This is a genomic window from Pseudomonas sp. GW821-FHT09A09, assembly GCF_059418405.1.
This window is the reverse complement of the sequence record NZ_JBWKPU010000026.1, coordinates 55,106-70,264: the sequence shown is the minus strand read 5'-3', so window position 1 is coordinate 70,264 and position 15,159 is coordinate 55,106. Positions and strand designations below refer to the sequence as shown.

The following is a 15,159-nucleotide window of genomic DNA, read 5'->3' as shown; positions in this document are numbered from 1 at the left end:
CCCCCCCCCGCCCCCCCCCCCCCCCCCCCCCGGGCTCCTACAAGGTTCGCGTCGAGTCAGGATGACCGGTTCACCGCTTTGATTCTCTGCCACAACCACAACAATACAGGCACCAGGAGCACCCTCTCATGAGCAGCACCTCTTCCGGCCAAAGCGCCGGGCAATTGGAAACACGCGGCATAGAACCGGTCCCCGAAGGCGAGTGCAACGGCCATCCGCTGCAACTGTTCTGGGTGTGGTTCGCGGCCAACATCAGCATCCTCGGCTTACCCCTCGGCGCGACGCTGGTGGCGTTTCGTGGCCTGGCCATCTGGCAGGCGATCATCGTGGCGATCCTCGGCGCCGCAGGCTCCTTTGCGGTGGTGGGCATCATCTCCATCGCCGGGCGTCGCGGTCGTGCGCCGAGCCTCACGCTGTCCCGGGCGATCTTCGGCGTGCGCGGCAATATCGGCCCCACCCTGGTCTCGCTGATGTCGCGACTGGGCTGGGAAACCGTCAACACCACTACCGCCGCGTTCGTGCTGCTGTCGTTGTGTTCGATCCTGTTCCATTCGCCGGTCGAGGCGAAAAGTGCGCCGGTACTCACCCTGATCTTCATCGCGATCTTCGTGCTGTTGACCCTGTCGGTGTCCGGCCTGGGCCATGCCACCTTGCTGGTGATCCAGAAGTGGGCCACCTACGTGTTCGGCGCCTTGAACATCCTGGTGGGCGGTTTCCTCTGCGCCACCATCGACTGGAGCGCGGTGTTCAACGCCACGCCGGCACCGTTGAGCGCGATGATTATCGGCGTGGGCACCATGGCGGCCGGCACCGGTATCGGCTGGGCCAACGCCGGTGCCGACATGTCGCGCTACCAGCACCGCAGCGTCAAGGCCGTGCGCCTGGTGGCGTCTGCCGCGTTTGGCGCGGGTATCCCGCTGGTGTTGCTGATCACCCTCGGCGGCCTGCTGTCGGTGGGTAACAACGACTTGGCGTCGGCCACCGACCCGATCATCGCGATCCGCGACATGCTGCCGACCTGGATGGCCGTGCCGTACCTGATCACGGCCTTTGGCGGGTTGCTGCTGTCCAACAACCTCTCGGTGTACTCGGCCGGCCTGACCACCTTGACCCTGGGCCTCAAGGTCAAGCGTGTGCACGCGGTGATCGTCGACATCGTGGCGATCTTCGCCGGGTCGATTTACTTCATGTTGATCGCCGACAGCTTCTATGGCCCGTTCATCACCTTCATCTCGCTGCTGGCGGTGCCGATCACGGCATGGGTCGGCATCTTTGTGGTCGACCTGATTCATCGCCATTACTACAGCCCCAAAGACCTGCTGGACGTCTCCCCAAGCAGCGCCTACTGGTATCGCGGTGGTGTGGAATGGCGCGCGTTCGGCGCCTGGGCCGTGGCGATCGTGCTGGGCTTCAGCTTCACCACCATCGGCACCACCGCAGAAAACATCTGGTTTGCCGGGCCATTGTCCGACTCCTGGCTGGGCCATAACGGCCTGGGCTGGATCGTCACCTTCCTGGTAGCCGGTGGGATTTACGCCGTACTGGGCGGCGCCGCTGATCGTCGCCCGGCTTTAGTAGAGAGCCCCAATGTCTAGATTGCTGCACACCGGCCAGGTCATCGTCGACCTGGTCATGGCCCTCGACACCTTGCCCGCAACCGGTGGCGACGTACTGGCGAATTCCGCCAGTTTCGAAGCCGGCGGTGGCTTCAATGTGATGGCCGCCGCCCGGCGCAACGGCTTGCGCGTGGTTTATCTGGGGCGTCATGGCAACGGTCGTTTTGGCGACCTGGCCCGCGCCGCGATGCAGGCCGAGGGCGTGGAAATCGCCCAGCCGGCCAGCGAGGGCAAAGACACCGGGTTGTGCGTCTCGCTCACCGAAGCCAGCACCGAGCGCACGTTCATTTCCCATATTGGCGCCGAGGGCGACTTGAGCGCCGACGACCTGGCAGACGTGACGCCGCGCGCGGACGATTACGTGTACGTCAGCGGCTACAGCCTGTTGCTGGACGGCAAGGCCCAGGCGCTGCTTGATTGGCTGCTGGCTTTGCCGCGTGAGATTGCCGTGGTGTTCGATCCGGGGCCGCTGGTCAAGGCGCCGGATTCAGCACTAATGGTTGCGTTGCTGCCGCGCATCGATATCTGGACCAGCAACGGTCCGGAAGCGCTGGCATTCACCGGCGCGGGCACGGTTGCGGACGCATTGGGCGAACTGAACCGCCATCTGCCGGATGAAGCGTTGCTGGTGGTACGCGACGGTCCGAATGGCTGCTGGGTCAGCCGCCAGGGCAACGCCGAGCATGTGCCGGGTTTCAAGGTTAAGGCCGTGGACAGCAACGGTGCGGGTGATGCCCATGCCGGCGTATTCCTCGCCGGGTTGGCCAACGGTTTGCAACCGGCCGAAGCGGCACGTCGTGCCAACGCGGCCGCAGCCCTGGCCGTGACCCGCTGGGGCCCCGCCACCTCCCCAGGCACCGCCGAAGTCGACGCACTGCTCGCCGAATAATCACCCACCCCTGTAGGAGCCGGCTTGCCGGCGATAACGGTCCATCTGTTCCCTCTCGGGCAACAGACACACCGCCATTGCCGACAAACCGACTCTTGGAGTCGGGGTTGGGGTCAGCCGGCTTTGTGCAACGCTTCGATCAGTTGATCCTTGCGCATCGTCGATCGCCCCACGACTCCCTTCACCCGTGCTTCCTTGAGCAGGCTTTCCTTCGTCTGGGTTCCCAAGGATGCACGACTGTTGCGTGGTTGCCCTGCACGGGTGGCAGCAGCGCGCTTGGCTGAGGCGTGGCGGTCCGCCGCCTTTTTGGCTGGCGCTTTGCGCTGGCCCGAGCCCCCGGCTTTTTCGCCACCACCGGACTGTTTGTTCACGGTGGCCCAGGCGCGAGCTTGTGCCTCGTCCTCGGGGACGCCTTTTTGCTCATAACTGCTTTCAATACGCGCAGCCTTGCGTTTCTGTGCGGCGGTGTATTTGGCTTTGCTTCCAAGAGGCATTGCGATACTCCTTCTGGCCCCGGTGACGGGGCCAGACCAGACAAAAAATGAATTACTGCGAACCTGCACCGTCCAGCTTGCGCGCCTCATCCACACCGGACGCGGTGAGCTTGATCGGCAGGTTCAGCGCATATTCACCGGCATCGTCGGTGGTCACATGCCCATCCTTGATAAGCCCGCGGTCCTGCAGGAAAGCCAGGACACTGGCCACCTCTTTTTCGCCGCGGTAGTTATCCAGCACCTCCTTGCCCAGGCCGTTGGGGTGGGCGTGCAGCAGGCGGGTGAGGACTTCTTTCTCAAGGTTTCTATCGACGTTCATGCGTACCTCTTCACTGGGGAATGATCGGGTGTCGGTGGTGCGTGCGATGGATCAAGGTGCAGGTTGTTTCGGCGCGCCCGGGATGTTCGAGTCATCGCCTTTGTTGATTTTCGGCTGATTGACCGCCGGGCCCATCTTGCCGTTACCCACTGCGGGCGGGCTTTGACGGCCGGTGTCCTGGCCCTGGGTGCGTGGGTCGGCGCCTGGGGCACCTGGGGTGGTGTTATCGATGACGGCACCGCCGTTGGTGTCCATGCCGGTGCCCATGGATTTCTGGGACTCGGACGTCGCCGGGTTGGTCGGGCCAGTCGACGAGGTGGCGGCGAAGGCGCTCAGGGAAGCGGCAGACAGCAGGCCGGTGAGGGCGAGGGCGGCAAACTTGGAAGGCTTCATGAGGGTATCTCCATTGGGTTGATGTCCTTACCCTTTATTGGTCCGCCCTCATTTGCGGTTCGTGCCTGGGTGGCGACGAACGGTACAGGATCACCTGTAAGATTTTGTGTGACCGGCCTCGCTGTTCGACAGACTCCGGCGCCAGATCAGCCGCGCCACCGTGATCAACCAGTTGAACAGCGCCACCCCCAGCACGCACGCCAGCAGCGTCGGCAGGCCGTGCTCGACGATGATCTTGCCCGCCAGCAGAGGGAAGCCGAACACTCCCACAAAATACGCCAGGCTGAACAGCAGCAACGCCTGGGACGTGGTGCCAGCCGGCGCTTCATTGGCCACCAACCCGTTGATCACCGAATACGTCAGGCCATACCCGACTCCCAGGATCACGGCCGCCAGCAAATAGCTGCCACTGCCCGACACCCCGTAACCGAACAGCACCACCGACAGCACCATCAAGCCTGACAACACACAGGCGGCACGGTAGGCATCCCGCTTGACCACGAAGCCGGCAATCAGCAGGCGACTGGTGATTGCCGCGCTGAGAAAGCCCAGAAAGAACAGCGAATAGTCCAGCGAGCGGGCCGCTGCATAGCTGGTCTGGAACGATGACAAACCACCAAAGACACAACCGCCCAGGCCGACCATGACAATCGCAAACGCGGCCTTGGACGACAGCACCTCGCGTGTCGCCACCCAGGAAATGCGCGCCACCGGCGCATTGGCGTGTCCCTTGAGGTGCGCGCCCAGGCGCCAGAACATCACCACCCCAACCAGGCTGGCGAATGCGGCGAGCAGGAACGCACTCGTCAGCGGCAACCCCAGCGCGCTCGCCGCGCGCCCCAGCAGCGGGCCGGAGCCAATGCCGCTCATCATGCTGCCCGACAGCAACGCAAAGTAGCGCGCGCGGTGCTGGGGTTCCACCAGCACGGCCACGATGATCGGCCCCAGGGTATAGAACACCCCCCAGCCCAGCCCCAATGCCAGGCCGAACACCATCATCCCTTCGCCAAACCCCGGCACCAGGGCAAAGCCCAGGCACGCCACCACCAGCAACAGGCCGAGCACGGCAATCGAGCGGGCGGCGCCCAGCCAGTCGGCCAAGTGGCCCGACACCAGCACCGCGACAAAGGTGCTCAGCATCGCCATGGAAATCACGCTGCCAGCGTCATGTTCGTTGCCGCCGCGTGTGTGGATCAGCAGCGACAGCAGGAACGTCGAGCCGTAAGACAAAGACAACAAAAAACTCGCCAGGCAGAACAACACGAAGTGTCGCCGGGAGAACGTGGCAGCAGCGGGCATGGGGAAAACCTGGCGGTTATTGGATTTATGGCGCCAACTTTTAGCACGGGTGAACCCGGGGTTTGTTGTGGGGTTACTGGTCTCAGCATTAGCCCGGGGCGGAGTAAAGCCGCTGTTTGCCTTGCCTCCAGACCAGCGGTCAAGCCGAGTGAGTTTGTTCAACCGCCGTACAGCTGGCCTTTGCGATAGTCCTGATGCGTGATCCGGGTCGTGAGGTATCTGTCGCTTTCAAGGCTGAACCTGAGGGCCTCGTTCGCCTGTGAATGTATCGAGGCGGATACCAAGTGGACACGCAGCATTACAAATCGGCGCCTTGGCCGGATTGACCCTCACACAGCGAACACTGCCGCCATGACTACTGTGACCTTGCTGAAAGACCCCGTTGTCACCCGACCGACAGAGGTGTTGTACGGTCCCCTCCAGCCTGAATTGTTGCGTCACGAAGTGCTGGCCGACCTGCTCGAGGCCACGGTGCGGCGTGACCCCCATCAGGTGGCGCTGATCGATCGCGAACGCCAGCTCAGCTATGGCGAGCTGGACCGCCAGGCCAGTGTCGTGGCCTCACGGTTGATCGAAGCGGGTGTGGCGCCCGGCCAAATCGTCGGCCTGTGGATGCCGCGCGGGCTGGAGCTGCTGGTCATGCAGGCAGGCATTGCCAAGACGGGGGCCGCGTGGTTGCCGCTGGACCAGGACACGCCGCTGGAGCGCCTGCAGATTTGCATGGACGATGCCCAGGCGGTTGGCGTGTTGAGCTGCGAAAGCAACGCTGCGGCGCTGCGCAGTGTCGGGCTGGTCGCCTGGACCGCCGAAGCGTTGCTCGCGCCCACCGATGCGCCGTTGTTACGCCGCACTAACGCTAAACCGGAAGACCCGGCCTACGTCATCTACACCTCCGGTTCCACCGGCAAACCCAAGGGCATTCTGATTTCTCAGGGCAGCATCTGCCATTTCCTGCGCAGCGAGAACGCGATTCTCGGCATCCAGGCCAGCGACCGCGTGTACCAGGGTTTCTCGGTGGCCTTCGACATGTCGTTCGAAGAAATCTGGATTGCCTACCTGGTAGGCGCCACCTTGTGGATCGGCCCCAAGGACATCACCGGTGACCCCGAAGCCTTGCCGCGCATGCTCGTCCAGCAACGCATCAGCGTGCTGCACGCGGTGCCTACGCTGCTGGCGCTGTTCAGTGAAGACGTGCCGAGCCTGCGCCTGATCAACCTGGGCGGCGAGATGTGCCCCGAGTCGCTGGTGGAGCGCTGGAGCCGCCCCGGCCGGCAGATCTTCAACACCTACGGGCCTACCGAGGCCACGGTGTCCGCCAGCCTGGCGCGTTTGGTGCCCGGTACCCCGGTGACCATTGGCACGCCCTTGCCCAACTACGGTTTGCTGGTGATCGACGCCGACCTGGCCCCGGGCGCGACCCCGACTTTGCTGGGCCGTGGGCAGACCGGCGAGCTGTGCATCATCGGCCCGGGCCTGGCCGACGGCTACCTGGGACGGCCAGACCTGACCCGCGAAAAATTCATCAGCAACCCGTGGTCCACCGGCTACTACGATGAGCGCCTGTACCGCACCGGCGACCTGGCGCGCATCGAGGCGGACGGCCAGGTGATGTGCCTGGGCCGCGCCGATGACCAAGTGAAGATCCGTGGCTTTCGCGTCGAACTGGGCGAAATCGAGGCCTTGCTGGCCCAGCAGCCGGGCGTCGGCACCGTTGCGGTATTGCTGCGCAATGACGGCGGCATGGATCAATTGATCGCCTACCTGGTGCCGGAAGGCGGCGTGGCAGTCGATGGCTTGCCCGCACAATTGCGCAAGGCATTGCAGGCGCGGTTGCCGGCGTACATGGTGCCGGGTCGCTTTGAATTGCTCGACGGCATGCCCCGGCTGACCTCCGGCAAAATCGACCGCAAGGCCCTCAAGGCGCGGCCGCTGGGCGTAGACACCCGCGGCGCGAACCTGGAGTCGGACACCCCGGAAAACCCCGGCGAAACTGTCCTGTTTGTCGCCCTGGAAAAACTCTTCCCCGGCCAGCCAATCCGGCGCGACGCCGACTTCTTTTGCGACCTCGGTGGTCACTCATTTTTTGCCGCGCGGCTGGCTTCGGCCTTGCGTGCCGACGAGCGTTTCGCCCACATCACCGTGCGCGACATCTACCAGCAACGGCGTGTCGGTGCGATTGCACAGGTGCTGCAAACCGCGCCACAGCCGGCCGTGCAGGAAGCCGCCTGGACACCGCCTTCGGCCCTGGCGCGCTGGCGTTGCGGGCTGGCCCAGGCGGCGGTGATGCCGGCCATGGTGTGCCTGCGCATGAGCCAGTGGCTGGCGCCGTTTTTTACCTATCACTACCTCACCGGCAGCCCCGGCGATTCGGTGGCCACGGCCACGGCGGCGTCCATCGGCGTATTCCTGCTGGCGACGCTGTTGCAGTTCGTGCTGGCCATCGCCGGCAAATGGCTGATCGCCGGGCGCCTGAAACCGGGTGTCTATCCGTTGTGGGGCCTGACCTATTTTCGCTGGTGGGCCGCATCGCGCATGGTCGAGTCGGCGCCGGTCTACCTGCTAAGTGGATCGTCGCTGTATGGCCTGTGGCTGCGTGCACTGGGGGCCAAGGTCGGGCGCGAGGCCAACATCGGCTCGGTGGGCGTGCGGGTACCAGACCTGCTGCAGATCGGCAATGAGGTGAGTATCGGCAACGGCGTCAGCCTGGAAAACGCCCGGGTCGAGCGCGGCCAATTGCACCTGGGCCAGGTGGTGATCGACGACAACGCCTGCCTGGGTTCGTACACGATCCTGGAAGGCAACACCGCCGTCGGCCACAGTGGCCACCTGCAAGGGCAATCGGCATTGGCCGACGGCCGCCGCGTGCCGGCCGGGCGTATCTGGAGCGGTTCGCCGGCGACCGATATCGGCGCGTTCGATCCCGCCAGCCTGCCACCTCGGCCCGTTGTCAGTCGCGGGCAACTGGCGCTGGAAAACCTGTTCTACGTGTTTGGCATCCTGCTGGTCGCCACACTGTTTTTCATCCCGGTGTTCCCGACGTTTTTCCTGATCGACTGGTTCGATGAGCAACACATTCTGCCGCTGTTGCAGGAACAGCATGTGAGCCTGCAACTGCTGCGCTACTTTGCCCTGGCACTGCCTGCGGCCGCCGTGCTGATCGTGGTGATGATGCTGGTCTCGGCCGGTTTGCGCTGGGCTGTGTTGCCACGCCTGAAAGCCGGCCACTACCCGGTGCACAGCCGAGTGTATTGCAGCAAATGGTTGGTGAGCCATATTCAGGAGGCCAGCCTCAATGTGCTGTCGGGCCTGTATGCCACGGTGTACGCGCCGTTGTGGTATCGCCTGCTGGGCGCGCGGGTTGGCCGCGATGCGGAGATCTCCACGGCGCAGGGCGTGATCCCCGACATGCTCACCCTGGGCGATGAAACCTTCATTGCCGACGCGGTCATGCTCGGCGACGAACAGGTGGATGGTGGCTGGATGCGCATTCAACCAACGGTGGTGTCGCACCGCAGTTTTGTCGGCAACGGTAGCTACATCCCGGACGGCACCACCTTGCCCGAGAACGTGCTGATCGGCGTGCATTCCCGTGCTCCGGCCAATGCGCAGATCGCCAGTGGCGATACGTGGCTGGGTTCGCCGCCGATCAACCTGCCGGCGCGTGAGCAGGTCAGTGGGTATGCCGACCACCTCACGTTCCGCCCGTCTCTGTGGCGCCGTCTGGCCCGTGGCGCGATTGAAGGGCTGCGTATCGTGCTGCCCCACGCCACCGTGATTGCCGTGGGTTATACGGTGATGATCGACTTGATGCCCGTGGCCGAGGACGAGCGTTGGGGCGCCGTGCTGGGCTACCTGGCGCTGATCGGCCTGGCCTACAGCCTGGGCAACTACCTGCTGGTGGCGGCGTTGAAGTGGCTGGTGATGGGCCGCTATCGCAAACGCTCGGCGGCGATGTGGACGCCGTTTGTGTGGCTGTCCGAAGGCATCACCAGCCTCTACGAAGGCATGGCGGCGCCCAATTTCATGAGTTACCTGCGCGGTACGCCGTGGCTGCCGCTGGCCTTGCGCGGCCTGGGCTGCCGCATTGGGCGGGGCGTGTACATGGACACCACCGACATCACCGAATTTGACTGCGTCACCATCGGTGACCACAGCGAATTGAACGCCGGTGCCTGCCCGCAGACGCACCTGTTCGAAGACCGCGTGATGAAAATCGACCAGGTGCTGATCGGTGAGCGCGTCTACATGGGGCCACGCAGCTCGGTGCTGTACAGCGCTGAAGTCGGCAGCGGCGCACGGCTCGGGCCGCTGACGCTGGTGATGAAAGGCGAGTGCATTCCGGCCTCCAGCAGTTGGGTGGGCTGCCCGGCGGCACCGGCGCGAGGTTGATAGCGATGCACGTATTCATGTGGCCGGAAACACGGCCGCGCTGGCAGGACGGTGTGTTGTTGATCGGCCTGCGACACGTGCCAGGCATGACCCGCGAAGCCGCCCGGGCGCGGGTGCGTCAGGCACTGAGTGAGGCATTGCTGCAGGCGCTCGATGTGCCCCAGGACCGTATCCGCTTTCACTCTGCACCGGGCGAGGCCCCGCAGATCCGTGTGCCAGGGCATGAAGACGCCGGGCTTTCCATCAGCCACGACGGCGATTTTTCGGTGGCGGCGGTGCACTTGCATGGCCCGGTCGGCATCGACGTGATGGCGGTGCAGGACACCCCGGACTGGCAGAGCGTGACGAGCGACTACCTGGGCCCGCACGTGCTGGCGCGCTTGTGCGCCGCGAACCAGGCCCAGCGCGCTCGCCTGTTTACCCGCGCCTGGTGTGAGCGCGAGGCACGGCTCAAGTGTGTGGGGCAGGGGTTGGGCGAATGGTCGCCACGGGCCGCGCGGGGCTGTCGCACCGTCGAGGTGGGGTTGCCGGCCGGGCTGGTCGGCGCCTTGGCCCTGCGCGCATAAATTGCGCTGCAATCGGTCATCAAAGCGCCTTAGTATGTGAGCTTTGAAATTGCCCAAGGCTCGCCCATGACCATCGAGATTCGCCCTGCCGTGCCCAGCGATGCTGCGCAGATCCTGACTTTCATCACCGAGCTTGCCGAGTACGAAAAGGCCCGGCATGAAGTGATCGCCAGTGTGGTGGATATCGAGCGCAGCCTGTTCAGCGAGGGCGCCACCGCCCACGGCCTGATCTGTTCGCGGGACGGTTTGCCGATCGGTTTTGCGGTGTTCTTTTTCAGCTATTCCACCTGGCTGGGCAGCAACTGCCTGTACCTGGAAGACCTGTACATAAACCCCGAGCAACGCGGCGGTGGCGCCGGCAAGAAGCTGCTGCGCCACCTAGCGAAGATTGCCTGTGACAATGGCTGCGGACGCTTCGAGTGGAGCGTGCTGGACTGGAATGAGCCGGCGATTGCCTTCTACAAATCCATCGGCGCCCAGCCGCAGGAAGAGTGGGTGCGCTACCGCATGGAAGGCGATGCGCTGCGCGATTTTGCCCAGGGCTGAAGCCCCCTGAACTTCAAGTGTGAAAGGAGGGCTTGTGTGGGAGCTGGCTTGCCTGCGATAGCATCACCGCGGTGTGAATGACGCACGGCGCCTGTATCGCAGGCAAGCCAGCTCCCACACAAGCCCTTTTCTTTTAGTTTATCTCACTATATGGGATGCAAATTTATATATTGAGATGTTTCAAAAGATGGGTTTATAGTCGGCTGCATCAGCACTCACTACCAAAAATAAAACAGGTGAAGCGATGCAGGCCCAACCGTTGTCATTACCCGCCGTGCCCGAGCCGACTTATGGCGAGCGGCTGAAGAACAAAGTAGTGATCATCACCGGCGCCGCCCAAGGCATTGGCGAGGCGATCGTCGCCTGCTTCCAGGCCCAGCAGGCGCGCCTGGTGATCGCCGATATCCAGGGCGACAAGGTCGAGAAGGTCGCCGCCCACTGGCGCGAACGTGGTGCCGAGATTGTCGCGCAGCCCGTCGACATCACCTCCAAGGCGCAATGGCAGGCGCTGGTCAATCTGGCCATCGAGCGCTTTGGCCGCGTGGACGTGCTGGTCAACTGCGCCGGGGTCAACGTGTTCCGCGACCCCTTGGAAATGACCGACGAAGACTGGCGCCGCTGTTTCGCCATCGACCTCGACGGTGCCTGGTTCGGTTGCCGCACGGTGCTGCCGCACATGATCGAGCAGGGCATCGGCAACATCATCAATATCGCCTCCACCCATTCCAGTCACATCATCCCCGGCTGCTTTCCGTACCCCGTCGCCAAGCACGGTTTGCTTGGGCTGACCCGCGCCCTGGGCATCGAATACGCACCCAAGGGTATTCGCGTCAACGCCATCGCCCCGGGCTACATCGAGACCCAGCTCAACGTCGACTACTGGAACGGTTTCCCCGACCCCCATGCCGAGCGCCAGCGTGCGTTCGACCTGCACCCGCCCAAGCGCATCGGCCAACCGATCGAGGTGGCGATGACCGCGCTGTTCCTCGCCACCGACGAGGCGCCCTTTATCAATGCCACCTGCCTGATGATCGATGGCGGGCGGTCTGTGATGTACCACGACTAGAACTCGCAGCTCTTCAATAACAACAAGAGGTGGTTCATGTTCAAGAAAACACTAGGCGCCGTGGCGCTGGCAGTGGCGTTCAGCGGTTTTGCATCGGCCGAAGAAGTGAAGATCGGCTTTCTGGTCAAGCAGGCCGAGGAACCGTGGTTCCAGACCGAATGGGCCTTCGCCGAGAAAGCCGGCAAGGACCAGGGCTTCACCGTGATCAAGATCGCCGTGCCGGACGGCGAGAAGACTTTGTCGGCCATCGACACCCTGGCCGCCAACGGCGCCAAGGGCTTTGTGATCTGCCCGCCGGACGTGTCCCTCGGCCCGGCGATCATGGCCAAGGCCAAGCTCAATAACCTCAAAGTGCTGGCGGTGGATGACCGTTTCGTCGATGCCAAGGGCAAGCCCATGGAGGACGTGCCTTACGTCGGCCTGGACGCCTACAAGATCGGCCAGAAACAAGGCGAAGCCATGGCCGCCGAGGCCAAGCATCGCAACTGGGACTGGAAGGAAACCTATGCCGTCATCAACACCTTTGACGAACTGGAAACCGGCAAGAAACGCACCGACGGTTCGGTAGAAGGCCTCAAGGCCGCAGGCTTGCCGGCCGACCATATCCTGTTCAGCGCACAGAAAACCCTCGACGTGCCGGGCAGCATGGACTCGACCAACTCGGCCCTGGTGAAACTGCCGGGCACCGCGAAAAACCTGATCATCGGCGGCATGAACGACAGCACCGTGCTGGGCGGCGTCCGTGCCACCGAAAGCGCCGGCTTCAAGGCCGCCAACGTAATCGGCGTGGGCATCAACGGCACCGATGCCATCGAAGAACTGAAGAAATCCGACACCGGTTTCTACGGCTCGATGCTGCTGAGCCCTGACGCGTCGGGCTACAAGACCGCCAGCGCGATGTTCGAGTGGGTGACCAAGGGCACCGAGCCTGCCAAGTTTACCGCCTTGGATAACGTGACCCTGATCACCCGCGCCAACTTCAAGGAAGAGTTGAGCAAGATCGGACTGTGGAAATGACCGGCGCCGCCTTGCGCTTCAACGGCATCGGCAAGGAGTTTCCCGGTGTGAAAGCCCTGGCGCAGATCAGCTTTGAAGCGCGGCCCCATGAGGTGCACGCGCTGATGGGCGAGAACGGCGCGGGCAAGTCGACCTTGCTGAAAATCCTCGGCGGCGCCTACCTGCCGAGCAGTGGCACGGTGCAGATCGGCGAGCAGACCATGGCGTTCAAGAACGCCGCCGACAGCATTGCCAGCGGCGTGGCGGTGATCCATCAGGAACTGCACCTGGTGCCGGAAATGACCGTCGCCGAAAACCTGTTCCTGGGGCACTTGCCGACGCGCTTCGGCGTGGTCAATCGCAGCCAATTGCGCAAGCAAGCGTTGGCCTGTCTCAAGGGGCTGGCCGATGAAATCGACCCGGAGGAAAAGCTCGGGCGGTTGTCCCTGGGCCAGCGCCAGTTGGTGGAAATCGCCAAGGCGCTGTCCCGCGGCGCCCATGTGATTGCCTTTGATGAACCCACCAGCAGCCTGTCGGCGCGGGAGATCGACCGCTTGATGGCGATCATCACGCGCCTGCGGGACGAGGGCAAAGTGGTGCTCTACGTATCGCACCGCATGGAGGAAGTGTTCCGCATCTGCAATGCGGTCACCGTGTTCAAGGACGGCCGTTACGTGCGCACCTTTGATGACATGAGCACACTGAGCCATGACCAGTTGGTGACCTGCATGGTCGGTCGCGATATCCAGGATATCTACGACTACCGGCCTCGCGAGACGGGCGAGGTGGCGCTTCAGGTCGAGGGTTTGCTTGGGCCGGGCCTGCGTGAACCGGTGAGCCTGAAGGTACACAAGGGCGAGATTCTTGGCCTGTTCGGATTGGTCGGGGCAGGGCGCACGGAGCTGTTTCGGCTACTCAGTGGCTTGACCCGCAGCAGCGCTGGCAGCCTGGCGCTGTGTGGGCAAACACTGCAGTTGAACTCCCCTCGCGATGCGATTGCCGCCGGTGTGCTGCTGTGCCCGGAGGACCGCAAGAAGGAAGGCATTATTCCGCTGTCCAGCGTGGCGGAAAACATCAACATCAGCGCGCGCGGTGCGCACTCGGCGTTTGGCTGGCTGCTGCGCGAAGGCTGGGAGAGGGGCAACGCCGAGCAGCAGATCAAGGCGATGAAGGTCAAGACGCCGAACCCGCAGCAGAAAATCATGTACCTCTCAGGGGGCAACCAGCAGAAGGCGATTCTCGGCCGCTGGCTGTCGATGCCGATGAAAGTGCTGCTGCTGGACGAACCCACGCGGGGCATCGACATCGGCGCCAAGTCGGAGATCTACCAGATCATCCATAACCTGGCGGCCAGCGGCATTGCGGTGATCGTGGTGTCCAGCGACCTGATGGAAGTGATGGGTATCTCCGACCGCATCCTGGTGATGAGCGAAGGGGCGTTGACCGGCGAATTGACCCGCGAACAGGCGGACGAAGCACGCCTGTTGCAACTGGCTCTCCCGCGTTCGCGGGCTTGAAGAATTCGAGGGTGTAGGTATGTCACAGGTAAAAACTGCAAAGGGCTTCTGGCCGGGTTTCAACCAGCGCAAATTCCTCGACGATTGGGTGATGCTGCTCGCGGCGTTGACCATCTTTGTGCTCAGCGCGCTGTTCATCGACAACTTCCTCTCGCCGCTGAACATGCGTGGCCTGGGCCTGGCGATTTCCACCGTGGGCATTGCGGCGTGCACCATGCTGTTCTGCCTGGCGTCGGGGCATTTCGACTTGTCGGTGGGCTCGGTGATCGCCTGTGCCGGTGTGGTAGCGGGGATCGTGATCCGTGACACCGACAGCGTGGTGCTCGGTGTGTCGGCGGCGTTGGCCATGGGCCTGGTGGTGGGGCTGATCAACGGCATCGTGATCGCCAAGCTGCGCATCAATGCCTTGATCGCCACGCTGGCTACCATGCAGATCGTGCGCGGCCTGGCCTACATCTTCTCTAACGGCAAGGCCGTCGGCGTAATGGACGAAGGCTTCTTCGTGTTCGGCAACGGCCAGTTGATGGGCGTGCCGGTGCCGATCATCATCACCGTGCTGTGCTTTGTGTTCTTTGGCTGGCTGCTCAACTACACCACCTACGGGCGCAACACCATGGCCATCGGCGGCAACCAGGAAGCGGCGTTGCTGGCGGGTGTGAACGTTGATCGCACCAAGATCATCATCTTTGCCGTGCACGGTTTGATCGGTGCGTTGGCCGGGGTGATCCTTGCCTCGCGCATGACCTCGGGTCAGCCGATGATCGGCCAAGGGTTTGAGTTGACGGTGATTTCGGCCTGCGTATTGGGCGGGGTATCGCTGAGCGGCGGCATTGGCATGATCCGCCATGTGATTGCCGGGGTGCTGATTCTGGCGATCATCGAGAATGCGATGAACCTCAAGAACATCGACACCTTCTACCAGTACGTGATCCGTGGCTCCATCCTGCTATTGGCCGTCATCATCGACCGCATGAAACAACGCTGAAGCCCTTGTAGGAGCCGGCTTGCCGGCGATGGCATCACCTGGGTTTACCTGATGCACCGAGGTGCCTGCATCGCCGGCAAGCCG

At 63.3% G+C, this 15,159-nt stretch carries 13 protein-coding genes; 9 read left to right on the top strand and 4 right to left on the bottom strand.

Annotation, left to right across the window (positions count from 1 at the left end):
* The first annotated feature begins 128 nt into the window (after positions 1-128).
* A complete protein-coding gene (locus AC07OV_RS21385; protein WP_176997913.1) occupies positions 129-1,595 on the top strand; it encodes a purine-cytosine permease family protein in 1,467 nt (488 codons plus the stop codon).
* Positions 1,588-2,505, top strand: a complete 918-nt coding sequence (locus tag AC07OV_RS21380) for a PfkB family carbohydrate kinase (RefSeq protein ID WP_495092921.1) — start codon at positions 1,588-1,590, stop codon at positions 2,503-2,505. Before AC07OV_RS21385 ends, AC07OV_RS21380 begins: the two co-directional genes overlap by 8 nt.
* A gap of 113 nt (positions 2,506-2,618) precedes the next feature.
* On the opposite strand, the gene AC07OV_RS21375 is transcribed toward AC07OV_RS21380, so the two are convergent.
* The 4 genes from AC07OV_RS21375 to AC07OV_RS21360 form a co-directional block, all read right to left on the bottom strand.
* Positions 2,619-2,999: a termination factor Rho gene (locus tag AC07OV_RS21375; RefSeq protein ID WP_176997911.1), complete on the bottom strand. Its 381-nt coding sequence runs from the start codon at positions 2,997-2,999 to the stop codon at positions 2,619-2,621.
* Between the two features lie 52 nt (positions 3,000-3,051).
* Positions 3,052-3,318: a hypothetical protein gene (locus AC07OV_RS21370; protein ID WP_176997910.1), complete on the bottom strand. Its 267-nt coding sequence runs from the start codon at positions 3,316-3,318 to the stop codon at positions 3,052-3,054.
* 51 nt (positions 3,319-3,369) lie between these two features.
* A complete protein-coding gene (locus tag AC07OV_RS21365; RefSeq protein WP_176997909.1) occupies positions 3,370-3,711 on the bottom strand; it encodes a hypothetical protein in 342 nt (113 codons plus the stop codon).
* A gap of 90 nt (positions 3,712-3,801) precedes the next feature.
* Positions 3,802-5,010, bottom strand: a complete 1,209-nt coding sequence (locus AC07OV_RS21360; RefSeq protein WP_495092920.1) for an MFS transporter — start codon at positions 5,008-5,010, stop codon at positions 3,802-3,804.
* 351 nt (positions 5,011-5,361) lie between these two features.
* Here AC07OV_RS21360 and AC07OV_RS21355 point away from each other — a divergent pair, with 351 nt between their 5' ends.
* The 7 genes from AC07OV_RS21355 (at position 5,362) to araH (ending at position 15,075) form a co-directional block, all read left to right on the top strand.
* Positions 5,362-9,399 carry a Pls/PosA family non-ribosomal peptide synthetase gene (locus AC07OV_RS21355; RefSeq protein WP_495092919.1) on the top strand — a complete coding sequence of 1,346 codons (4,038 nt, stop codon included), beginning with the start codon at positions 5,362-5,364 and terminating at the stop codon, positions 9,397-9,399.
* Between the two features lie 5 nt (positions 9,400-9,404).
* Positions 9,405-9,965: a 4'-phosphopantetheinyl transferase family protein gene (locus AC07OV_RS21350; RefSeq protein WP_495092918.1), complete on the top strand. Its 561-nt coding sequence runs from the start codon at positions 9,405-9,407 to the stop codon at positions 9,963-9,965.
* Positions 9,966-10,031: 66 nt separating this feature from the next.
* Entirely contained in the window at positions 10,032-10,511 is a 480-nt protein-coding gene (locus AC07OV_RS21345) for a GNAT family N-acetyltransferase (protein ID WP_041161286.1), read from the top strand.
* A 244-nt stretch (positions 10,512-10,755) separates the two neighbouring features.
* Positions 10,756-11,577, top strand: coding sequence for an SDR family oxidoreductase (locus AC07OV_RS21340; RefSeq protein WP_494998252.1), 822 nt, complete (start codon positions 10,756-10,758; stop codon positions 11,575-11,577).
* A 36-nt stretch (positions 11,578-11,613) separates the two neighbouring features.
* A complete protein-coding gene (locus tag AC07OV_RS21335) occupies positions 11,614-12,594 on the top strand; it encodes a substrate-binding domain-containing protein (protein ID WP_176997904.1) in 981 nt (326 codons plus the stop codon).
* Positions 12,591-14,090 carry an L-arabinose ABC transporter ATP-binding protein AraG gene (araG, locus tag AC07OV_RS21330; RefSeq protein ID WP_176998018.1) on the top strand — a complete coding sequence of 500 codons (1,500 nt, stop codon included), beginning with the start codon at positions 12,591-12,593 and terminating at the stop codon, positions 14,088-14,090. The genes AC07OV_RS21335 and araG overlap by 4 nt, the downstream gene beginning before the upstream one ends.
* A 19-nt stretch (positions 14,091-14,109) precedes the next feature.
* Positions 14,110-15,075, top strand: a complete 966-nt coding sequence (gene araH / locus AC07OV_RS21325) for an L-arabinose ABC transporter permease AraH (protein WP_176997903.1) — start codon at positions 14,110-14,112, stop codon at positions 15,073-15,075.
* The last annotated feature ends 84 nt before the right edge of the window (positions 15,076-15,159 follow it).